This is a genomic window from Bradyrhizobium sp. in8p8, from assembly GCF_000426845.1.
In the GTDB taxonomy this organism is placed as follows: domain Bacteria; phylum Pseudomonadota; class Alphaproteobacteria; order Rhizobiales; family Xanthobacteraceae; genus Bradyrhizobium; species Bradyrhizobium japonicum_C.
Window position 1 is genome coordinate 24,399 of record NZ_AUGD01000010.1, and the last position, 19,723, is coordinate 44,121.

The window sequence follows — 19,723 nt, forward strand, 5'->3', positions numbered from 1 at the left end:
GTCCCATTTGTCCTGATAACGTCGATGCCATGCGGATAGCTCTGATCATCGCTGTCGTGTGCCAAACGCTCATGTTCACGCCGGTGCTCGCGGAGGAGACACCGCCGGCCGCCGCGCCCGCGAATGCCGAGGAAACTGCGAAGCCGACGGAGAAATCGGAGGACGCCCGCGAGAGCGATACACGCCAGTCGATCTGCCTCATCGTGGAGGCGGCCGCACGCGACAACAACCTGCCGCTGGAGTTCTTCGCGCGCGTAATCTGGCAGGAGAGTCGCTTCCAGGCCGATGCGGTCGGCCCCATGACGCGCAGCGGCGAGCACGCGCAAGGAATCGCGCAATTCATGCCGGGGACGGCAAGTGAGCGCGGGCTGCTCAATCCGTTCAATCCAGTGCAGGCGTTGCCGAAATCGGCGGAGTTCCTGAATGAGCTGCGCAACCAGTTCGGCAATCTCGGCCTTGCCGCGGCCGCCTACAATGCCGGTCCGCGGCGGGTGCAGGAATGGCTCGCGGGCACCGGTGGAATGCCGGAGCAAACCCGCAATTACGTCTATGCCATCACCGGTACCAGCATCGATGCCTGGGCCAAGGCTGGCTCGACCGGCAAGGGCCCGCCGAGCTCGCCGCCGACGAGCTGTGGCGATCTGATGGCGCTGCTCAAACGGGCGCCGAATCCGTTCGTCGCCGAGCTCGAGCAGCATGTGGAGCTTGCCGCTGCAAAGAGTTGGGGCGTGCAGCTCGCGGCCGGCTTCGATCGCAACAAGGCGCTTGCGATGTACTCCCGAGCGGTTACGAAGCTGAGCGCCGTGATCGGCGAGCGCGACCCGAGCCTGCTCTCGTCCGTGATGCGCAGCCGCGGCACGCGCGCCTTCTATCAAGTGCGCATCGGTGCCGATACGCGCGCCGAGGCCGATGATCTGTGCAACCGCATCCGCAAGGCGGGTGGCGCGTGCTTCGTGTTGAAGAACCGAGGGTTGCCGGGCTAGGCGCCCCGTCGTCCCCGGCTCGCGCCAAGTGGCGTCCCGGAATGACAGCGCTGGATCTCGGAGCAATGCATGCCAGCCCCGCCGCCCCCTTGCTTGACGCGCGACGCCGTCTCGCCCGTTATGCAGGCCCGATTCCGCAACCCGGCCAAGATCTTCAGTGGCGCTTCCTCCGCTCGATTCACCACAATGGAATAGCCCTTGGCTTGCCTTCGGCTGGGGGCTGTGCTCGATCACACAGACGATCCTCACCATCGTGCTCTTCGTGACCTATCTCGGCATCGGCGCGTTGGCGCATGACACTCACTTCAGCCTGATCTGGGCGCTGTGTTCGACGCTGTTCGTCTGGGCAGGTCCGGCGCAGATCATTCTGATCACGACGCTCGGCTCTGGCGCGACCATTGTTCAAGCGGCGATCGCAGTGACCGTCAGCGCGATCCGTTTGTTTCCGATGGTGGTCTCGGTGCTGCCGCTGATGCGCACGCCGACGACCAAGCGGCGCGAGCTGATATTTGCCGCACATCTCACCGCCGTGACGCTGTGGGTTGAGTGCCATCGCTTCCTGCCGCAGGTGCCGCGTGAGCGGCGCATCGCTTTCGTTCATGGCCTCGGCTGCGGCCTCGTCTCGGTCTGCCTCGTCGCCAACACAGTCGGCTATGTCCTCGCCGCCAACCTGACGCAGACGCTTGGAGCGGCGATCCTGCTGTTGACGCCGCTGTCCTTCTTGTTCTCGACCGCGCGCAACAGCCGCGAGATCGCCGATGTCGTCGCGCTCGTACTGGGCATCGTGCTCTATCCGGTGGCCGCCAAGATGAACTCGGGCCTCGACATCCTGGTCAGTGGCGTCCTCGCCGGCACGATCGCCTATGGCGTGCATTGGTGGCGACAGGTGCGCACATGAGCTTTGCGCAGGCGGTCGGTGACTGGCACGCGCTTGTCGTGCTGTTCGTTGCCGGCGTCATCCCCAACCAGATCTGGCGCATGCTTGGCCTCTGGTTCGGCGGCGGCATCGACGAGGGTTCGGAGCTGCTGGTCTGGGTGAGGGCGGTCGCAACGGCGATCCTCGCGGGCGTTATCGCCCAGATCGTGGTCCAGCCGCCAGGCGCGCTTGCCAGCGTGCCTGATGTTCCTGCGCTACGGCGCGGTCGCTGCTGGCCTTGTCGTCTTCCTGCTGACCCGCCGCTCGATCTTTGCGGGCGTGGTCGCGGGCGAGGTCTTCATGCTGGCCGGCAAGTGGTGGTTGGGCTAAAACCGCCGGCGAACAGCTAAGGAACTGAACACATGGTCCGCGAACAGGATCTCCGCGAGGGCGAGGTCGCCATCGAGCTGCCGCCGGCGCAAGATGCCGGTCTCGTCTTCATTGGCCGCATCCGCACCCCCTGGACGTCACGGCTGGAGACGCCGCGGCAGGGGCGTCAGGACGGCCCGATATGCCGGCTCGAGATCTTCGAGCCGTTTGTCCCGGCAATCAAGGGCGTCGATTTCTACAGCAATCTCGAAGTGCTCTACTGGCTCGACAAGTCGCGCCGCGACATCATCCTGCAGAGTCCGAAGAATAACGAGAAGACCCGTGGGACATTTTCACTGCGCTCGCCGGTACGGCCCAATCCGATCGGCACGTCGATCGTGAAGCTGGTCGGGATCGAGGGCAACGCGATCCTGGTGCGCGGCCTCGACTGCCTCGACAACACGCCGCTGATCGATCTCAAGCCCGACCGCTGCGAGTTCACGCCGCTGGCCGCGCCGCAGAAGGGCGATTTCGAGACGGAGTAATAGCGCGCCGGTCTAGCCCGTCAGGGAGCCCTTGCGACGAAGCAATCAAGACTGTCGCCGTGAGCGCAGTCTGGAGTGCTTCGCTTCGCTCGCAATGACGGAGTGTGAGGCAATCAGCCGGCCTTCAACGCCGCGATCAGCTTGGCTGCGTGGTCTTGCAGCAGCTTGTCATCTTCCTTGCGGCTTGCCGGCGGCAGCATGGCGACGCCATCGTGGCGCGGCATCACGTGCATGTGCAGGTGAAACACCACCTGTCCGCCGGCCGGTTCGTTGAACTGCTGCACGGTGATGCCGTCGGCATTGAACGCCTTCATCGCGGCCGCTGCGATCTTGTGCGCGCCGCGGGCGACATGGGCGTAGTCGTCCGGCTTGATGTCGAGGATGTTGCGGGCAGGGGCTTTCGGAATCACCAGCGTATGGCCTGGTACGCGGGGCATGATGTCGAGGAAGGCGAAGACGTGCTCGTCCTCGTACACCTTGTGGCAAGGCAGCTCGCCGCGCAGGATCTTTGCGAAGATGTTGTTGGTGTCGTAGGCGGTCATTGGTAGCTCCTCGGCGGCTCCTCGAGATTTGCGCTTACTGTCACCAGCACCGGCAAGGCGTCAAGGCGCCTCGTCGGCGCCTTTGCGGAAGGGGCCGAGCTCGGCCAGCTCCCGGCCGGCCTCCGCAACATAGGCGCGCTCGCGCTTGAGATAATCGTCGATAGCGCGGCGCAGGCCAGGGTCGGCGATGAAGTGGGCGGAATGGGTGGTGCGCGGCAGGTAGCCGCGCGCGATCTTGTGCTCGCCCTGCGCGCCGGCCTCGACGTGTTTCAATCCGTGTTTGATCGCAAAATCGATGGCCTGGTAATAACAGACCTCGAAATGCAGGAAGGGATGGTGCTCGAGCGCGCCCCAATTGCGGCCGAACAGCGTGTCCGAGCCGATGAAGTTGATCGCGCCCGCGATCCAGCGATCGTTCCGGCGCGCCATCACCAGCAGCACGTCCTCGCTCATGGTCTCGCCGATCAGCGAGAAGAACTCGCGCGTCAGGTACGGCCGGCCCCATTTGCGCGAGCCGGTCTCCATGTAGAAGTCGAAGAAGGCGTCCCAGGCGTCCTCGGTAATGTCTTTGCCGGTCAGCCAGTGGATGGTGATCCCGGCGGCGAGCGCATCGCGACGCTCGCGCTTGATTGACTTGCGGTGGCGCGAGTTCAACGTCGCCAGGAAATCGTCGAAAGTCGCAAAGCCCTCATTATGCCAGTGGAACTGCTGGTCGGTGCGCTGGAGGAAGCCGTGCTCGGCGAGCAGCTTCCATTCGGCCTCCCGCGCGAAGGTGACGTGGACGGAGGACGCCTTCGTGACGCCGCACAGCGCCACCAGTCCGCTCGCCAGGGCTTCGGTGATCTGCGCACGGTCGACGCCGTCGCGGACCAGCAGCCGCGGCCCGGTCGCCGGCGTGAAGGGAACGGAGACCTGAAGTTTCGGGTAATAGCGCCCGCCGGCACGCTCATAGGCGTCCGCCCAGCCGCGGTCGAAGACGTATTCGCCCTGGCTGTGTGATTTCAGATAGCAGGGCACGACGCCGGCGACGCGGCCGCCGACCTTGGCCACGAGATGCCGCGGACCCCAGCCGGTGCGGATGGTCGCCGAACCCGATCTCTCGACGGCAGATAGAAATGCGTGCGACACGAACGGGTTATAGGCAGGTCTTGAGAGGCCGAGGGAATCGCCTGGAATGGCGGATGAGATTCCTGCGCCATGCCCCTTGCACTTGTCGCCGGGACTGGCGCAAGCGTCCCAATCCTCGGGCGAGACTTCGCCAATGGACGGTACGGCCTCGAGCGTAATGTCGGATGATGCCATTGCGCCCAAGATCGTGCATCGCAGCAGCGACTTCAAGGGGGCTGGAGCCACACGCGTGCAGCGCGTCCTCGGCGGTGCGCTGCAGTCCCAAATCGCCACCGCAACGCTACCGCGTTGCAGCCTGTCCGGAACAGGAGTGATAGCGCAGGCCGCCCCCTTACGGCACGAATCCCTCAAAGATCATCTGATCTGCATACCGCCCGACCCGCGCCCGCTGCTCCGGCGTGCGCACGGTCCAGCCGAGCAGGGCGCAGCCGAAGACGTTGCGGGCGATCCAGGGTGCCGGGGCCGGAAGGTGGTCGACCTTGAAAGCGACGAAGTGGGGCTGGGTCTGGAAGCCGTGGCGCAGGTAGAGCATGCTGTCGCGCTGCTCCGGGGTCAGGTTGGCCCAGTACTCGTCCTCATAGGTCCGTTGCGCGACGATGCCGCGCGGACGGGAGGGAAGCAACTGGCGCAGCGCCAGTACCTGGTCGGGATCGAACGACATGCCGACCGCGGGGCCGTCATAGGACGCCAGCACCTCGGCCATCCGCTTCACCAGCTTGCGGTCGCCGCCAAAATGGCTCTTTACCTCGATCACCAGCGGCACCCGGCCGGCAACCATGGCGCAGAGATCGCTGAGCGACATCATTCGCTCGGCGGTGTCCCTGAACTTGACCGCCTTCAGCTCCGCAGCGGTCTTCGAGATGACGTCCCCCGTGGCCTCGGTGAGACGGCCCAGCGCGTGATCATGATGCACCATGGCCTCGCCATCGGACGAGAGCTGGATATCGACCTCAATGGAGAAATTGCCCGCAATCGCAGCCTGTACCGCGCCCGGCATGTTCTCGACGATGCCGCGCGAGATGTCATGCAGGCCGCGATGGGCGACCGGCCGGGCTGTCAGCCAATCCGGGGCGCGCATTCGTCTCAGGCGACCTCGAACACGCCTTCGACCTCGACTGCCGCGTCGGCCGGCAGGGAGGCGACGCCGACGGTGGTACGGGCATGGCGGCCCTTGTCACCGAAGGCGGCCACCATGAGATCGGAGGCGCCGTTGAGCACCTTCGGTCCGTCCAGGAAGTCGGGCGCTGAATTGATGAAGCCGCCGAGACGGACCACGCGGACGACCTTGTCGAGGTCGCCGAGTGCGGCCTTGACCTGGGCCAGCAGGTTCACCGCGCAGCCGCGGGCGGCCGCCGCACCGTCTTCGATGGAGACGCCGGCACCCAGCTTGCCCTTGGCGATCAGCTTGCCGGTGGGATCGAAGCAGACCTGGCCGGAGACGAACAGCAGATTGCCGGTGCGCACGAACGGGACGTAGTTGGCGACGGGAGTGGGGGCCTCATGCAGCTTGATGCCCTGTTCCGCCAGTTTCTGCTCGACCGTGCCCGCCATGTCCGACCTCGTTGTCCAAATCATTCGCCCCGGCGCGTTCGCTTGAGACCCGGGCAGGCCCTGTTTCGCCCATCGTGCCGGCACATGCAAGCAACTGGATGGGCCTGCATTTGGTTGAGACAGAGCACCCGGTTCAGTCAACTTGACTTGAAACGGTCTCAGTTGCGACGCAATGGAACGGTCATTAAAATGTCCAATCTGCGCTTTCCTCAGGGAACAGACATGGTGCACCTTTTCCGGACTTCGCTCGGTGTGATGGCGCTCGCGGCGGCCACTCTTGGCCCCGGCTGCGGGGCGCTGGCCGCCAACGGTCCGTTTCTCGCGCATCAGGCGCTCTACGACCTCAGCCTCGTCAAATCGCGCTCCAATTCGGTCAACAGCGCCCGCGGCCGAATCCTCTACAATTTCACAGGGAATGCCTGCGAGGGCTATACCTCGGAATTCCGCCAGGTGTCCGAGCTCGACAGCGGCGAGGGCAAGGTCACACTGAGCGACCTCCGCTCCAATTCCTGGGAGGATGCCGCCGGCAAGAGCTATCGCTTCAAGATCGAGACGCGGATGAATGAGGCCGATGCCGGCCGTGTCGACGGCTCGGCCGAGCGCGATGGCGACCAAATCAACGTCAAGCTGAAGCTGCCGGCACCGAAAAGCTTTACGCTCGACGGCAAGATCGTATTCCCGACCGAGCAGATCCAGCGCATCATCGCGGCCGCCAAGGAGGGCAAGTCGCTGCTCGAGCTCTCCGTCTATGACGGCTCGGACGACGGCCAGAAGGTCTACAACACGCTGACCGTGATCGGTCAGCCAATCCCCGCCGACCGTGCCACGTCTTCGGACCCGTCGACCGCGGACGAGCACATGAAATCCCTGAAGCGCTGGCCAGTCACCGTCAGCTATTTCGACCGCGACGCCCAGCAGAAGGAAGGCGAGCAGACGCCTGTTTATGCGATGGCGTTCGAGCTCTACGAGAACGGCGTCTCGCGCCAGCTCGTGCTCGACTACAACGATTTCGTGATTTCCGGCGCGATGGGCAAGTTCGACGTGAAGGACAGCAAGCCCTGCAATTGAGGGGCGCGCTCTGTCCTCCGTCATTGCGACCGAAGCGAAGCTATCCAGACTCGCAATGACGGCACTGGCTCTCGGCTCGCTCTCCAGCTACGCTCGATTGCAACCTACAAAAATCCGGGAGGCACCCATGCCCAAGCTTGATCATCTCCGCCCCAGCGGTTTGCATAACAATCCGGCCTATTCTCACGTCGTCACAGCTTCCGGCGCCCGCACCATCTACATCTCCGGACAGGTCTCGGTCGACGAGGAGGGGCGGATCGTCGGCGAGGGCGATATTGCCGCCCAGACGACGCAGGTGATGCAGAATCTCGGCCACGCGCTGAAAGCGGCCAACGCCAACTACGCCAACATCGTCAAGATCACGACTTTCGTCGTGAACTACAAGCCGGAGCTGCGCCCGATCATCGGCAAGGCCCGCTCCGCGTTCTTCGAAGGCATGGAGCCGCCGGCCTCGACGCTCGTCGGCGTCTCCGCACTCGCCGCGCCGGAATGGCTGATCGAGATCGAGGCGGTAGCCGTCGCGGATTGAGCCGGGCTACGCCGACCTGGCTTTGGCTAGCTCTAGTAGTTGGCTAGCTCTAGTAGAACGGCCATCGCCTCGTCGGCCCTGTCCACCGGCACAAACAGGTGATCGTGATAGAAGGCCGAAACGGCATTCACGCTGATGCCGGCTTCGGCCAGACGTGACGTGACTGCCGCCAGAAGGCCAACCGCATCGAGTGCGGAGTGGACCGTCAGGGTGATCAGGCGCGAGACGAATTGATAGCGTAAGCCTGCGCGCTCAGCCGCTTCTTGAGAGATCACCAGCGTCGTGCCTTCCTGCTCGCGAAACGTCAGGAGCGGATCTAGTGCTGAGGGGATCCCCTCGCTTTTCGAAAGCCTGCAGAAAACGAAGATGCCGGGCCGCAGCTCCGGCTCAATGTGTTTAAGCAGCGCGGCGAGATCGCGTTCACCTATCATCACTCCGGCGCCTTCTCCGGCCCTTCATACGCAATGCCGCGGATGACAGCGGCACTGCCGAACTTCTTGCGCAGGCTGTCCACGGCGCGTTCGGCGTGCGCAGCGCGGCGGTCTAGCATATCGGTATCGTCGGAGGCCGAGCCCTCGCGCAGCGCGCTGACGCCGGCGCCCATCAGGCGGAAGGCGGTGCCGTCGATCTCTTTCGCCAGCATCTCGCGGCAGATCGCAAACATCTTTGCAGCGAGCTGCGTCGGCGCGGCAATCGATTGCGAGCGCGTGCGCTGGCGGAAATCGGCGGTCTTCAGCTTCAGCGTGACCGTCGAGCCGGCGAGCTCGGCGCTCTTGAGGCGGGACGACGTCTTCTCGCACAGCCGCCAGAGGATCTTCTCCAGCGTCGGGAAATCACGAATGTCGGTCTCGAATGTGGTCTCGCTGGAGATCGTCTTGGCCCCGCGGTCAGGCTCGACGCGGCGGTCGTCGATGCCGCGCGCGAGCCTCCATAACCTGCGTCCATCGCTCGGGAACTGCCGCATCATCTCGATCTCGTCGGCCTTCTGGAGGTCGGCGATGACGCGGAAGCCACGCTGCACGAGGCGCTCCTGCGTTGCCGGCCCGACGCCAAAGATGAAGCCGACCGGCTTTTCCGCCAGCATCAAACGGGCTTCCTCTTGGTCGAGCGCGGCAAAGCCGCGAGGCTTGTCGAGGTCGGACGCGATCTTGGCCAGGAACTTGTTGCAGGACAGGCCGACCGAGACGGTGATGCCGATGTCGCGCTCGATTTCGCGGACAAAGCGCGCCAGCACCTTTGCCGGGATCATGCCGTGGACGCGCTCGGTTCCGGAGAGGTCGAGGAAGGCCTCGTCGATGGAGAGCGGCTCTACGAGCGGCGTCAGCGCCTGCATGGCCTGACGCACTTCACGGCCGACGCGGACGTATTTGGCCATGTCAGGCGGGATCACGGTGGCATGCGGGCAGGCTTCCAGCGCCTTGAACATCGGCATGGCGGAGCGGACGCCATAGGTTCGGGCGATGTAGCAGGCTGCCGACACCACGCCACGCTTGCCGCCGCCGATGATGACGGGCTTGTCGGCAATGTCGGGATTGTCGCGCTTCTCGACCGTCGCGTAGAAGGCGTCGCAGTCGATATGGGCGATGGTCAGGCTCGCGAGCGCGGCGTGGCGGACGAGGCGAGGGGATCCGCAGGCGGAACAGCGGCGCACGCCCACATCCAAATCGGCCAGACAATCCCGGCAGAAGCAGCGGGGCCCGGCCGGGTCGGATTTGGTCACGGCACGTCGCGCTCCCAGGAGGAATCGCCGAGGGCATCGCCCAGGACCTGTCGGGCCCCGGCGACGTTGGTGGGATGCAGTTCGGCCGAGCTGGCAAAGGCCTTCACGGTGGCATCGTCCCGCATCACGAAATCGAGCACGCTGAGGAGAAAGTTCGGATCCGAGGCGGCATTGCGGAGGGTCTCTGGACCGACCCCCGTCTCGGCCAGGAACAGGCCGAGCCGCTCGGGATCGCTCGCGACGAAGGACAGGGCCTGAATCGCAACGATTTCAGCAACTTCGCGGGGGTTGTGAACAGGCTTTTTCACGGGGACGGTTTGCCTTTCCGTTAACTTTCGGTCTCTAATTTGGAATCATCATGCCCGAGTCTCGTCCTCAAGTCTTCCGAGCCCAGACAAGCAACTGGAAACCACATCGCGGAAAGTCGGCCCTCGGGTTTAACGAAACTCAAGCGAATCTGAGGCTAGTTTGAATCCAGTTTTCGAAACGCCGGGAAGCGGCGTCTGAGGCGTCATATGTACCGGTCTGCGGACCTTTCAGGAGGGCGGGATGGCTAAGACCGTCCTGATCGTGGAAGACAACGAGCTCAACATGAAGCTCTTCCGCGACCTGTTGGAGGCGCACGGCTACCAGACCTCGGGCACCAGCAACGGCTACGAGGCGCTCGACCTCGTTCGCAAGATGCGGCCCGACCTCGTGCTGATGGATATCCAATTGCCGCAGGTTTCAGGGCTCGAGGTGACGCGCTGGATCAAGGACGATCCGGAGCTGCGCAGCATTCCCGTCGTCGCGGTCACGGCGTTCGCGATGAAGGGCGACGAAGAGCGCATCCGCGAGGGCGGCTGCGAAGCCTATTTGTCCAAGCCGATCTCGGTCGGCAAATTCATTGAGACGGTCCGGCGTTTTATCGGATAGGAAGTGAGTTCACAGTGTCCGCGCGTATCCTGGTCGTCGATGACGTTCCTGCCAACGTCAAGCTGCTCGAAGCCCGCCTGTCCGCTGAATATTTTGACGTGATGACCGCCTCGAACGGCACCGAGGCGCTGGCGATCTGTCATCGCGCCGAGTGCGACATCATCCTGCTCGACGTGATGATGCCGGACATGGACGGTTTCGAAGTCTGCCGCCGCCTCAAGACCGATCCGGCTACGCATCACATTCCCGTCGTCATGGTAACGGCGCTCGACAGCCCCGCCGACCGCAACCGTGGTCTCGAAGCCGGCGCCGACGATTTCCTCACCAAGCCGGTGTCCGACGTCGTGCTGATTGCGCGGGTGCGCTCGCTGACGCGGCTGAAGATGATGACGGACGAATTGCGCATGCGCGCGATCACCTCGCTCGAGATCGGCATGCAGGCGCCCGAGCGCAGCGCCGTGGCCGACACCGGCAAGGGCGGCCGCATCCTGCTGGTCGACGACCGCGAGTCCTCCTACGAGCGGCTGGCGACGATCCTCGCCGCCGAGCACACCATCGACGTCGAGCCGAATCCGACGGAAGCGCTGTTCCACGCCGCCGAGGGCAATTACGACCTGCTGATCGTCTCGCTCGACCTCAACAATTTCGACGGCCTCCGCCTCTGCAGCCAGGCGCGCTCGCTGGAGCGCACCCGGCACGTGCCGATCCTCGCGATAGCCGACCCCGAGAACTCGACGCGGCTGCTGCGCGGTCTGGAGATCGGCGTCAACGACTACCTGCTGCGCCCGATCGACAAGACCGAACTCCTGGCCCGGGCCCGCACCCAGATCCGCCGCCGCCGCTACACCGATCACTTGCGCGACAACGTGCAGAACTCGATCGAGATGGCGATCACCGACGCGCTCACCGGTCTGCACAATCGCCGCTACATGGAGAGCCATCTGGCGACTCTCGCCGAGCAGGCCTCCATCCGCGGCAAGCCGCTGGCCCTGATGATCCTCGACATCGATTACTTCAAATCGATCAACGACAATTACGGCCATGACGCCGGCGACGACGTGCTGCGCGAGTTCGCGGTGCGGGTGCGCAAGTCGATCCGCGGCATCGACCTGGCCTGCCGCTACGGTGGCGAGGAATTCGTCATCGTGATGCCGGAGACCGATTTGCACGTCGCCGGCATGGTCGCCGAGCGTTTGCGCCGCTCGATCGCCGGCGAGCCGTTCGCGATCCACAAGGGCGCCAAGCGCATCGAGGTCACGATCTCGATCGGCCTCACCACGCTGGAGCGGAAGGGCGAGGCGGTCGCCGACGTCCTCAAGCGCGCCGACACCGCGCTGTATCGGGCCAAGCACGACGGCCGTAACCGCGTGGTCTCGCAGGCGGCCTGAGCGGCCGCGGCCCGAAACTCAAAAACAACCCCATGCACAGTAGCCGGCGCCAGCCGGATCAAGGACTTGCGCGGGGGGCAGGACAGATTGCGCCGGCAGCGGCGCCGTTTGACCTGTCGGGCAAAACAGGAGCATGCTGGTAGGGTCGGGACGTGCCTGTGGCGATGCTCATTGCGACGCTCGGGTACTTCCAGGAATCCCGCTGTCGCTCCCTGCGAAGACGGGGAATCCAGTACGCCGCGGCCTCTCGGTTCAATGACGACCGTCTCTGGAATATTGGATCACCCGCTTTCGCGGCCGATGACACCGAATTGGCGGCGACAGCTTTTATCGGGGCGCGCGCTTACCTGATGCCGCCGGCCTCTCCGCACCATCCGACACATCCACGCCCGCATTCCGCAACAACACCTTCGCCGCTTCCTTGGCCGCGCGCGCCATGGCCGGATCATCGCGCACCAGATCTTGCGCGATGGAGCCGTCGACGAGCAGCACGAGCTGCGTTGCCAGTGCATCCGCATTGGCAACACCGAGCTCGCTCAGGCGGTCGCGAAACCAGAGGCGTCGGCTTTCCTTGAAGGCGATCGCGATCTTCTTCACGGCGAGGTCCTGAGGGCCGAGCTCGGCCACCGCATTCACGAACGGGCAACCGCGAAAATCCTTGGCTGCAAAACGCCGCTCCAGCGAATCAAACGTCGCGAGGATCTGCTCGGCGGGGGGCTTGTCGGAGGGGCGTGCGTGAACGAAGCGGCGCTCGAGATAGGCCGCGATCAGCGCATCCTTGGAGGGGAAGTGATTGTAGAGCGTACGCTTGGAGATGCCGATCTCGGCCGCGATGGTATCCACACCGATGGCGCGAATTCCTTGCAGATAGAACAGCTTGTCGGCGGTCTCGAGGATCCGCTCTTTCATCGTCTGTGGGGCGGGCGGGGGAGCCATGCAGCGGAAGGCGTCCTGTTCGCTTGACAGCAACATCCAACCATAGCCTAAGTAAACAGGTCTGTGTAACCAAAATCGGTGGCAACAGCAGACGACGGCAATTGCGCCGTGCCCAAAAGGGAGAAGAAAATGCCCCTGCTGCAGGTCCTGCGCCCGACCTTGCCCATCCTGATCGGTGCCTCGGTCATGCTGACGCTGAGCATGGGGTTGCGGCAGTCGCTCGGCATCTTCATGCAGCCGCTGACGCATGACATCCATATTTCGATCTCGGATTTCACGCTGGCACTGGCCGTGCAAAACCTTGCCTGGGGCTTCCTGCAGCCCCCCGCCGGCGCACTCACCGTGCGTTACGGCTTCCGCCCGATCATGATCGTGGGCGCACTGATGTACATCGCAGGCCTCGTGCTGATGGCAACGGCGAACGGGCTCGTCAGCATCATGATCGGCGCCGGCGTGCTGATCGGCACCTCGATGGCCTGCACCGCCGCGGCGATCGCGATGTCGGTGGCGGCGCGCGCAGTGCCGGAGACCGTGCGCTCGACCGTGCTGGGCATCGTCTCCGGCGCGGGCTCGCTCGGCGCGCTGTTGTCGGCGCCGATCGGACAGATGCTCAACGAGGGCTTTGGCTGGCGCGTCGGGCTTGCCGGTTTCGTCGTCATGTCGCTGCTGATGATCCCGGCCGCGTGGTATGCCGGGCGCGTCGACAAAATCCCGCTGCCGAAGCCCGCCGCCGCCGACCTCGGCGATGCCACGGCTGCGATCGCGGCGAAGACAGCGTTCGGCAACGCGTCCTTCGTCGTGATGACCTGCGCCTATCTCGTCTGCGGCATGCAGCTTGTGTTTCTCACCACGCATCTGCCGTCATATCTGGCGATCTGCGGCCTCGATCCGATGCTCAGCGCGCAGACGCTCGGCATGATCGGCGGCTTCAACGTGCTGGGCTCGCTGTTCTTCGGCTGGGCCGGCCAGCGCTGGAACAAGCTGGCGCTATTGGGCGCGATCTACATCCTGCGCTCGCTCGCGCTGGCCTGGTATTTCACGCTGCCGGCCAGTCCGTTCTCGACGCTTCTGTTCGGAGCGATCATGGGCTTCCTCTGGATGGGCGTCGGCCCGCTCGTCGCGGGCGCCGTCGCCGAAATGTTCGGCCTGCGCTGGCAGGCGATGATCCAGGGCCTTGCCTTCATGAGCCACCAGATCGGCAGCTTCCTCGGTGCCTATGGTGGCGGGCTGCTCTACGACGCGCTCGGCTCCTACACCATGGCCTGGCGCATCGGCGTCGCGCTCGGCCTTGCCGGCGGCATCGTGCAGGTGGCGTTCGCGCTGATCCGGCCGTCGCAACCGCCGGCCCCGGTGCTGCGGACGGCCTAGCAGGAAGAGGGTTGGGTCGCCTGCGGAGCTGCGCTCCGCAGCGAGGGCCTGATGCTGAAGCGCGGCGTTGCCAACCGATATTCACTTGACCGGGAAGCCAACGGTCGGGACGTTGCCGAGTGCGCCAGGGAGACGCGAAACATCGACAGCCGCGATGAGAATCTCACGCCGCAGCCGTTGTGGGCTTGTCCTGCCCGGGGGCTTCGTGCCCCTGTTCCGTTATCCCTGTCGCTTCGATGCACAGCCTAACGGCCTCACCGATGCTCGTCGCAATGAGGTCAGCTTTGGCGCCTGTCCGCAACAATTCCATGGCGGCCTGGTCAATGTCGTTGACCCAGCAGCCCAGGATGATGGTTGCCTTCGGCAGTTTCCGCCTCAGACGCCGGACGGAGTACCGCATGTGTGCCGCAGCGCGGGCATCGAGGTAGACCAAGCAGACAATCGCAACGCCCGTTGTATCCAGGCGAAAGACATTCGTCGTGGAAAGCGATGCTGCGCCTTCGACTCGCGCAGCGAGGCCGTGCTCAGTCGAGAGCTGAGCCAGCATGATCGCGGCCGCCTCATCGATCAGGGTGCGTCCGGCCACACACAGGACAGGGTGTTCACCCTGCCAATCCGGCGGTAGCGTTTCGCTACGCAGGTAAGGCAAGCGTTCATTGGCCGCATTCTCGGCAATGCCTTCGACCGCGGATGATGCTTCAGCATCAGTGGTGGAACTACTCCTCGGGGGCGGCCGGTCGTCCTGATCGGCAAGATCGGCGACAAACTCGCTGACGGCATCTCGAATCTTCATGAGACGTTCCTGGTCAAGCGCATTGCGCTCCACGTCGGCTTGCGCCAAGTGCAAACCCTTCAGGGCGACCTCATCATAGTACGAAGCCAGCGAACGCTCTTTCAGAAACTCCTCGGCCTTTTCGGCCGCTTCGGTCGGATCCCCCGCCAGCATCCGCTGATAGAACATTTCCGGCGGAGAAAGCGCCGGTCGGTCTCCAAACATGACGTCGAGGAATTCCAATCGCTCCACATGCCGCCCCAAAACCACGAGGCAGATCGTGAGGGGGGTCGCGAGGACGAGCCCGATTGGTCCCCAGAGCGCCGTCCAGAACGTTGCCGACGCGACCACGGCAACGGGGGAAAGCCCTGTGCTGCGGCCGTAAACCATCGGCTCGATGACATGGCCCACGAGCGGTTCAACGACAAGAAATAGAGCGAGAGTCCAAAGCAGCATCGACCAGCCGGGATCGATGGCGACCGCGAGCGCCAGCGGGAATGCGGCAGCGATAACGGCGCCGACATAAGGGACGAAGCGAAGCGCGGCCGCGAGGATGCCCCAAAGGATCGCGCTGGGAATTCCGATGAACCAGAGGCCGGTGCCGATCACCACGCCGAATGCGCCGTTCAGGATGAGTTGGGTCAGAAACAGCTTGCTGAGGCGGCTCGCTGCATCGTCCAACGCAGCGGTCGTACGCTGCAGATCCAGCGAGCCCGCCAGCCGAATGAAGCGATTCCGAAGATCCTCGCGCTGAATGAGAATGAATATGACGAAAATGATGATGATGCCGGTGGTAGCGAGCGGATGAATGAGCGGAGAAATCAGGGTTCGCAGACTCTCCAACGCGCCGGGATCAGGCTGGCGTACCTCGACTGGGACCGGTGGCGGGGAGGCATTTGAGCCGGGGACAATGCCGGTCCTCGGCGCGGATGGCGCGTCTTTCGGTTTATCAAGCTCCTCGCTGAGATCCTTCAGCATATCGGAAGCACGCTCCAGCGTGCCCCTCCCGGCCTTGGTATCCCGGAATGCCTGGATCTTGTCGCTGATCGTCGATTGATATCGGGGCAGGTCACCGGCGAGTTGCGTCAGTTGAGTGGCGAGAAGGCTGCCGATCGCGAAGATCAGCATAAACGCAACGACAACCACGCTCACGACTGCCAGTCCCCGCGGGACATGGATCCGCTGCAATATTCCGACCAGCGGCGCCAGCACGAAGCTGAGAAGAATAGCCAGCGCAACGGGCACGAAGATGTCTCGACCGAAATAGAGCATCGAGATAATGATGACGGTCAGAATCCCGGTCGCTACTGCACTCAGCAGCGCCATCAGCTCTTCGGTGGTGCGTGGCTTGAAGGGCTGTCTCGCTACGGGCCTCATTTTGCTGTTCCTGTCCCGCCGTGGACTGAGCGCTCACTGATTTCAGCTGCGAGGGGCCAGGACGAGGCTGCATAGGACAGCCGCCCAGGGCACTAGTCCGCGCGGTCTTCATGGCGGCGGCCGTTACTCCGGTCGCGCGCTATCGCACGCCAACCGCTCCTGCCCTGAAAAGGTTCCTGTGAGCTATGAAATGGCGCGATGCGCCACCTCGCTTGCGCCGGGGGGCGGCGTGGCCAGGCGATGATCCAGGGCCACTCGATCGGCAGCTTCCGCGGCGCTCATGGAGGCGGGGGTGCTGTACGACGCGCTCGAATCCTACGCGATGGCCTGGCGCATCGGCGTCGCGATTGGTCTCGCCGTCGGCATCGGGCCGGTCGCATTCGGCCCCTGGGCGCATGGCGGATGCGCTGCAAACGCGTCGCCCGGGCGGCTCACCATTGTCATTACGCCGCTGCCGCTACCTTCACCTTGACCGAGACGGGCAGCGGAAGGCGAAGCCCCCGGGCGAACGCAGGGCGGCGCGTTACCGGGTGTCTCTGCGGCAGCTTTCCGAAGCGCGAAAGGATTTGCATCAGTGCGGACCTGACGGCCGGCTCGATCTTCGCGCAAATGAACCAGCAGACCAGGATGAGCATGGCAAGTGCGATCCAAAGCGCAGAGGTCGCATCGAGACCGGCGTCGACCAATGCACGAATGACCGCCGCGCCGATGACGTTGTGGGTGAGATAGAGCGGATAGGTGATCAGCCCAAGCGTTCTCAGATAGGCAGGTGCCTCAGGGGAAGCGATGCCGGCGAACCGTCTGTTGCGGTTTGCGGCAAGCGCAATGAGCAGCACCGCGGCCGCCCAAACCATGATCGGCACGAGCGCCGATTGATCGGCGATCGCGGGTATGGACGTCAGAAGGAAAGATGCAAAGAAGTAGATCTCCGCCGCGCCTGAAAGACAGGCGACGGCGACGGCGACCTGCTCCAGCGCAGTCAATTGCCTGTTCGAGAGAATGAACAGCCAGATCCCCAGCGCAAAGAAGCAGCCATGCGTCAACAGAAACGCCGCGCATGGCACCCGAAACATCAGGATGACGAGATAAGGCAGGTCGGATGGCGTCGTGCATGACAGCACCGCCAGCGCGACCGCGTTGAACAGTGCGCTGTAGATGGTGAGGCCGAAGGCGAGGTGCCGCAGAGTGATCCTCTTCGTGAGCATCGCGCAAAACACGAGACCATAGAACGCGATCTCGGCCGCCAGCGTCCAATAGACCTCGTCAAGCCAATGGCCCGTGACGCCCTTGGGCACCATCAGCATGGCGTGGATGTAGGGCTGGGTGATTTCGGAGACGGGTCCGCTGCCGAAGAGAAGCAGGACGAGAAACGTCGCAGTGGCGCACACCCAGACCGCCGGATAAAGCCGGAGCGCACGGCCCAGAAGAAAGCCGCCCGGCGAGGATTGAGCCGCGGAATTGGCGATGACGAAACCAGAGATGACGAAAAAGATTTCGACGCCGACCCAGCCGAACCATGTGAAGGGCGCGGCAGACGGGTAGAGGACATCGGCGGCGACGTAGCGCTCGAAGCCCGGGACGCCGATCGAGACCCAGGCCCAGGACCAGAACATCTGGTGAAAGACGGCGACGCCAAGCGCAGCGCCGAAGCGCAGCGGATCCAGCAGGGGCAAATGGCTTTTCACGGCAATGGACCAGATTCATGCAACGATCCCGTTCGAGATATTGAATCCGGTCGAGGTGCTCTGCGAGGCGGGTCACACTCGCTTCGCCCGCCAAGCACCGATCATGGAGAGCAGGGTGTCCGTAGCCGGAAGCCCGCAGTAGCCCGCGGCTCCGCCAGCAGCCTTGCAAGCGGCAGCGCGTCCGAGACACGCTGCGGAGAAAATGAAAACGGGGCCCAGAGGGCCCCGTCAAAGTCTTCAACGTCCCGCGATCTTACTTGATCTTGGCTTCGCGGAATTCGACGTGCTTGCGCGCAACCGGATCGTACTTCTTCTTGACCAGCTTGTCGGTCATGGTGCGCGAGTTCTTCTTGGCGACGTAGTAGAAGCCGGTGTCGGCCGAGGACACGAGCTTGACCTTGATGGTGACCGCTTTGGCCATGTTCTGTACCTCAGAATATCAGGGGAATCTGGAGCCGGCCAAACGGCCCGCGTTGGCCGGCAACCTAGCCAGAAACCGCCTGATGTCAAGGTTTTACACCCGGAAAAGCACCCGAAACGGGCCCATTAGGCCTCGAAGAAGCGATTTTTCGGCCGCGGCAGGCCCAGATTCTCCCTCAAAGTGGCCCCTTCATACTCCTTCCGGAAAATGCCGCGGCGCTGCAGCTCCGGGACGACCTTGTCGACGAAATCGTCGAGGCCGGCGGGCAGGAACGGGAACATGATGTTGAAGCCGTCCGAGCCGCGCCCGACCAGCCATTCCTCCATCTGGTCGGCGATGGTCTTGGCAGTGCCGACGAAGGACAGGCCGCCATAGCCGCCGACACGCTGGGCGAGCTGGCGCACGGTGAGCTTTTCGCGCGTGGCGAGATCGACCATGCGCTGGCGGCCGCTCTTGCTGGCGTTGGTCTCGGGAATCGCGGGGAGAGGGCCATCGGGATCGAAGCCGGAGGCGTCGGTGCCCAGGATCACCGAGAGCGAAGCGATGGCGCTGTCGTAATGCACGCGGCTGTCGAGCAGCGCGCGCTTTTCCCTGGCCTCATCCACGCTGTCGCCGACCACGACGAAGGCGCCGGGGAGGATCTTGAGATGCTCGGGATCACGGCCGGCCTTCTCCATGCGGCGCTTGATGTCGGCATAGAGTTTTTGGCCGTCGGCGAGGCTGCCGCCGCCGGTGAAGACGGCTTCCGCGGTCTCGGCCGCGAGCTGCTTGCCGTCTTCGGAGGCGCCGGCCTGCACGATCACGGGCCAGCCCTGCACGGGTCGGGCGATGTTGAGAGGGCCGCGAACCTTCAGATATTTGCCCTTGTGGTCGAGCGTATGCATCTTCGCGGGATCGAAGAACAGCCCGCTCTCGACATCGCGCACGAAGGCATCATCGGCGAAGGAATCCCAGAGGCCAGTGACGACGTCGTAGAACTCGCGGGCGCGCCTGTAGCGCTCGGCGTGCTCCATGTGGTCGTCGAGACCGAAATTGAGCGCCGCGTCCGGGTTGGAGGTGGTGACGATATTCCACCCCGCACGCCCGCCGCTGAGATGATCGAGCGAGGCGAAGCGGCGCGCGACGTGATAGGGCTCGTCGAAGGTGGTGGAGCCTGTCGCGATCAGGCCGATGCGCTCGGTGACCGCCGAGAGTGCCGACAGCAGCGTGAACGGCTCGAACGAGGTCACGGTGTGGCTTCGCTTGAGCGCATCGATCGGCATGTTCAGCACGGCGAGGTGATCGGCCATGAAGAAGGCGTCGAACTTGCCGGCCTCGAGCTTTTGGATCAGCTGCTTGATGCGCGAGAAGTTGAAATTGGCGTCGGGCCAGGCTCCGGGATAGCGCCAGGCGCCGGTGTGGATGCTGATCGGGCGCATGAACGCGCCAAGCTTGAGTTGCCGTTGTGCCATCGCCCGGTGTCCGTTCTTGGTGCCGTTCGGAAAGACATAGGGACGCGGCGGAACTCCGCCATTGGCGGGGGTGGAAAGATTATTTTGTTTTTGGATGCGCGCTCAGCAAATTCACGTCA

21 protein-coding genes and 1 pseudogene are annotated in these 19,723 nt (G+C 64.0%); 10 read left to right on the forward strand and 12 right to left on the reverse strand.

Annotation, left to right across the window (positions count from 1 at the left end; genetic code table 11):
- Positions 1-29 precede the first annotated feature (29 nt).
- The 4 genes and pseudogenes from K408_RS0124105 (at position 30) to tsaA (ending at position 2,753) form a co-directional block, all read left to right on the forward strand.
- Positions 30-983 carry a transglycosylase SLT domain-containing protein gene (locus K408_RS0124105; protein ID WP_024341061.1) on the forward strand — a complete coding sequence of 318 codons (954 nt, stop codon included), beginning with the start codon at positions 30-32 and terminating at the stop codon, positions 981-983.
- Positions 984-1,140: 157 nt separating this feature from the next.
- Positions 1,141-1,881: an AzlC family ABC transporter permease gene (locus K408_RS0124110; protein WP_024341062.1), complete on the forward strand. Its 741-nt coding sequence runs from the start codon at positions 1,141-1,143 to the stop codon at positions 1,879-1,881.
- Positions 1,878-2,229: pseudogene (locus tag K408_RS38620) on the forward strand (AzlD domain-containing protein). Before K408_RS0124110 ends, K408_RS38620 begins: the two are co-directional and overlap by 4 nt.
- Before the next feature lie 32 nt (positions 2,230-2,261).
- Positions 2,262-2,753 carry a tRNA (N6-threonylcarbamoyladenosine(37)-N6)-methyltransferase TrmO gene (tsaA, locus tag K408_RS0124120; protein WP_024341063.1) on the forward strand — a complete coding sequence of 164 codons (492 nt, stop codon included), beginning with the start codon at positions 2,262-2,264 and terminating at the stop codon, positions 2,751-2,753.
- A gap of 113 nt (positions 2,754-2,866) precedes the next feature.
- Here tsaA and K408_RS0124125 read toward each other — a convergent pair whose 3' ends face one another.
- From K408_RS0124125 to K408_RS0124140, 4 genes are all read right to left on the reverse strand, one after another.
- Positions 2,867-3,295 carry an HIT family protein gene (locus tag K408_RS0124125; protein WP_024341064.1) on the reverse strand — a complete coding sequence of 143 codons (429 nt, stop codon included), beginning with the start codon at positions 3,293-3,295 and terminating at the stop codon, positions 2,867-2,869.
- Between the two features lie 60 nt (positions 3,296-3,355).
- The gene (locus K408_RS0124130; RefSeq protein WP_024341065.1) at positions 3,356-4,597 is read right to left on the reverse strand and encodes a GNAT family N-acetyltransferase; all 1,242 of its coding nucleotides are present in this window, start codon (positions 4,595-4,597) and stop codon (positions 3,356-3,358) included.
- A 157-nt stretch (positions 4,598-4,754) separates the two neighbouring features.
- Positions 4,755-5,501 carry a glycerophosphodiester phosphodiesterase gene (locus tag K408_RS0124135; protein WP_024341066.1) on the reverse strand — a complete coding sequence of 249 codons (747 nt, stop codon included), beginning with the start codon at positions 5,499-5,501 and terminating at the stop codon, positions 4,755-4,757.
- 5 nt (positions 5,502-5,506) lie between these two features.
- Positions 5,507-5,974 (reverse strand): RidA family protein, encoded by a 468-nt coding sequence (locus tag K408_RS0124140; RefSeq protein ID WP_024341067.1) that lies wholly within the window; start codon positions 5,972-5,974, stop codon positions 5,507-5,509.
- A 222-nt stretch (positions 5,975-6,196) separates the two neighbouring features.
- On the opposite strand from K408_RS0124140, the gene K408_RS0124145 reads away from it, so the two are divergent.
- Both K408_RS0124145 and K408_RS0124150 read left to right on the forward strand, forming a co-directional pair.
- Positions 6,197-7,042 (forward strand): cell envelope integrity EipB family protein, encoded by an 846-nt coding sequence (locus tag K408_RS0124145; protein ID WP_024341068.1) that lies wholly within the window; start codon positions 6,197-6,199, stop codon positions 7,040-7,042.
- A 127-nt stretch (positions 7,043-7,169) separates the two neighbouring features.
- Positions 7,170-7,571: a RidA family protein gene (locus tag K408_RS0124150; RefSeq protein WP_024341069.1), complete on the forward strand. Its 402-nt coding sequence runs from the start codon at positions 7,170-7,172 to the stop codon at positions 7,569-7,571.
- A gap of 32 nt (positions 7,572-7,603) precedes the next feature.
- Here the strand turns inward: K408_RS0124150 and K408_RS0124155 are convergent, their stop codons facing one another.
- The 3 genes from K408_RS0124155 to K408_RS0124165 are packed head-to-tail and all read right to left on the reverse strand — an operon-like array spanning position 7,604 to position 9,599.
- Positions 7,604-8,002 carry an ACT domain-containing protein gene (locus K408_RS0124155; RefSeq protein WP_024341070.1) on the reverse strand — a complete coding sequence of 133 codons (399 nt, stop codon included), beginning with the start codon at positions 8,000-8,002 and terminating at the stop codon, positions 7,604-7,606.
- Positions 8,002-9,291 (reverse strand): DNA polymerase IV, encoded by a 1,290-nt coding sequence (locus K408_RS0124160; protein WP_024341071.1) that lies wholly within the window; start codon positions 9,289-9,291, stop codon positions 8,002-8,004. Before K408_RS0124160 ends, K408_RS0124155 begins: the two co-directional genes overlap by 1 nt.
- Positions 9,288-9,599, reverse strand: a complete 312-nt coding sequence (locus tag K408_RS0124165) for a DUF3572 domain-containing protein (RefSeq protein ID WP_024341072.1) — start codon at positions 9,597-9,599, stop codon at positions 9,288-9,290. The genes K408_RS0124160 and K408_RS0124165 overlap by 4 nt, the downstream gene beginning before the upstream one ends.
- A 241-nt stretch (positions 9,600-9,840) precedes the next feature.
- On the opposite strand from K408_RS0124165, the gene K408_RS0124170 reads away from it, so the two are divergent.
- On the forward strand, positions 9,841-10,206 hold the full coding sequence (locus tag K408_RS0124170) for a response regulator (protein ID WP_008130064.1): 366 nt from the start codon (positions 9,841-9,843) through the stop codon (positions 10,204-10,206).
- Between the two features lie 14 nt (positions 10,207-10,220).
- Positions 10,221-11,594: a PleD family two-component system response regulator gene (locus tag K408_RS0124175; protein WP_024341073.1), complete on the forward strand. Its 1,374-nt coding sequence runs from the start codon at positions 10,221-10,223 to the stop codon at positions 11,592-11,594.
- A gap of 327 nt (positions 11,595-11,921) precedes the next feature.
- Here K408_RS0124175 and K408_RS0124180 read toward each other — a convergent pair whose 3' ends face one another.
- The gene (locus K408_RS0124180) at positions 11,922-12,530 is read right to left on the reverse strand and encodes a TetR/AcrR family transcriptional regulator (protein WP_024341074.1); all 609 of its coding nucleotides are present in this window, start codon (positions 12,528-12,530) and stop codon (positions 11,922-11,924) included.
- A 129-nt stretch (positions 12,531-12,659) separates the two neighbouring features.
- Here K408_RS0124180 and K408_RS0124185 point away from each other — a divergent pair, with 129 nt between their 5' ends.
- Positions 12,660-13,898 (forward strand): MFS transporter, encoded by a 1,239-nt coding sequence (locus K408_RS0124185; protein ID WP_024341075.1) that lies wholly within the window; start codon positions 12,660-12,662, stop codon positions 13,896-13,898.
- A gap of 163 nt (positions 13,899-14,061) precedes the next feature.
- On the opposite strand, the gene K408_RS0124190 is transcribed toward K408_RS0124185, so the two are convergent.
- A complete protein-coding gene (locus tag K408_RS0124190; RefSeq protein WP_063828473.1) occupies positions 14,062-15,996 on the reverse strand; it encodes an AI-2E family transporter in 1,935 nt (644 codons plus the stop codon).
- 343 nt (positions 15,997-16,339) lie between these two features.
- Here K408_RS0124190 and K408_RS0124195 point away from each other — a divergent pair, with 343 nt between their 5' ends.
- Positions 16,340-16,519, forward strand: coding sequence for a hypothetical protein (locus K408_RS0124195; RefSeq protein WP_155248601.1), 180 nt, complete (start codon positions 16,340-16,342; stop codon positions 16,517-16,519).
- Here the strand turns inward: K408_RS0124195 and K408_RS0124200 are convergent.
- The 3 genes from K408_RS0124200 to K408_RS0124215 all read right to left on the reverse strand — a co-directional run bounded on the left by K408_RS0124200 (position 16,491) and on the right by K408_RS0124215 (position 19,604).
- Positions 16,491-17,732 (reverse strand): acyltransferase family protein, encoded by a 1,242-nt coding sequence (locus K408_RS0124200; protein WP_024341078.1) that lies wholly within the window; start codon positions 17,730-17,732, stop codon positions 16,491-16,493. The two genes, K408_RS0124195 and K408_RS0124200, sit on opposite strands and share 29 nt — an antisense overlap.
- Positions 17,733-17,985: 253 nt before the next feature.
- Complete coding sequence (gene rpmG, locus K408_RS0124210; protein WP_007603295.1) at positions 17,986-18,153, reverse strand: 50S ribosomal protein L33; 168 nt, start codon at positions 18,151-18,153, stop codon at positions 17,986-17,988.
- A gap of 125 nt (positions 18,154-18,278) precedes the next feature.
- Complete coding sequence (locus K408_RS0124215; protein ID WP_024341079.1) at positions 18,279-19,604, reverse strand: LLM class flavin-dependent oxidoreductase; 1,326 nt, start codon at positions 19,602-19,604, stop codon at positions 18,279-18,281.
- Positions 19,605-19,723 lie beyond the last annotated feature (119 nt).

Excerpts from the sequence above, each read along its gene's own strand:
- K408_RS0124135 (WP_024341066.1), bottom strand. The coding sequence starts at position 5,501 with ATGCGCGCCCCGGATTGGCTGACAGCCCGGCCGGTCGCCCATCGCGGC.
- K408_RS0124140 (WP_024341067.1), bottom strand. The coding sequence starts at position 5,974 with ATGGCGGGCACGGTCGAGCAGAAACTGGCGGAACAGGGCATCAAGCTG.
- K408_RS0124155 (WP_024341070.1), bottom strand. The coding sequence starts at position 8,002 with ATGATAGGTGAACGCGATCTCGCCGCGCTGCTTAAACACATTGAGCCG.
- K408_RS0124215 (WP_024341079.1), bottom strand. The coding sequence starts at position 19,604 with ATGGCACAACGGCAACTCAAGCTTGGCGCGTTCATGCGCCCGATCAGC.
- K408_RS0124180 (WP_024341074.1), bottom strand. The coding sequence starts at position 12,530 with ATGGCTCCCCCGCCCGCCCCACAGACGATGAAAGAGCGGATCCTCGAG.
- K408_RS0124170 (WP_008130064.1), top strand. The coding sequence starts at position 9,841 with ATGGCTAAGACCGTCCTGATCGTGGAAGACAACGAGCTCAACATGAAG.
- K408_RS0124105 (WP_024341061.1), top strand. The coding sequence starts at position 30 with ATGCGGATAGCTCTGATCATCGCTGTCGTGTGCCAAACGCTCATGTTC.
- tsaA (WP_024341063.1), top strand. The coding sequence starts at position 2,262 with ATGGTCCGCGAACAGGATCTCCGCGAGGGCGAGGTCGCCATCGAGCTG.
- K408_RS0124150 (WP_024341069.1), top strand. The coding sequence starts at position 7,170 with ATGCCCAAGCTTGATCATCTCCGCCCCAGCGGTTTGCATAACAATCCG.
- K408_RS0124190 (WP_063828473.1), bottom strand. The coding sequence starts at position 15,996 with ATGGCGCTGCTGAGTGCAGTAGCGACCGGGATTCTGACCGTCATCATT.
- rpmG (WP_007603295.1), bottom strand. The coding sequence starts at position 18,153 with ATGGCCAAAGCGGTCACCATCAAGGTCAAGCTCGTGTCCTCGGCCGAC.
- K408_RS0124130 (WP_024341065.1), bottom strand. The coding sequence starts at position 4,597 with ATGGCATCATCCGACATTACGCTCGAGGCCGTACCGTCCATTGGCGAA.
- K408_RS0124185 (WP_024341075.1), top strand. The coding sequence starts at position 12,660 with ATGCCCCTGCTGCAGGTCCTGCGCCCGACCTTGCCCATCCTGATCGGT.
- K408_RS0124125 (WP_024341064.1), bottom strand. The coding sequence starts at position 3,295 with ATGACCGCCTACGACACCAACAACATCTTCGCAAAGATCCTGCGCGGC.
- K408_RS0124145 (WP_024341068.1), top strand. The coding sequence starts at position 6,197 with ATGGTGCACCTTTTCCGGACTTCGCTCGGTGTGATGGCGCTCGCGGCG.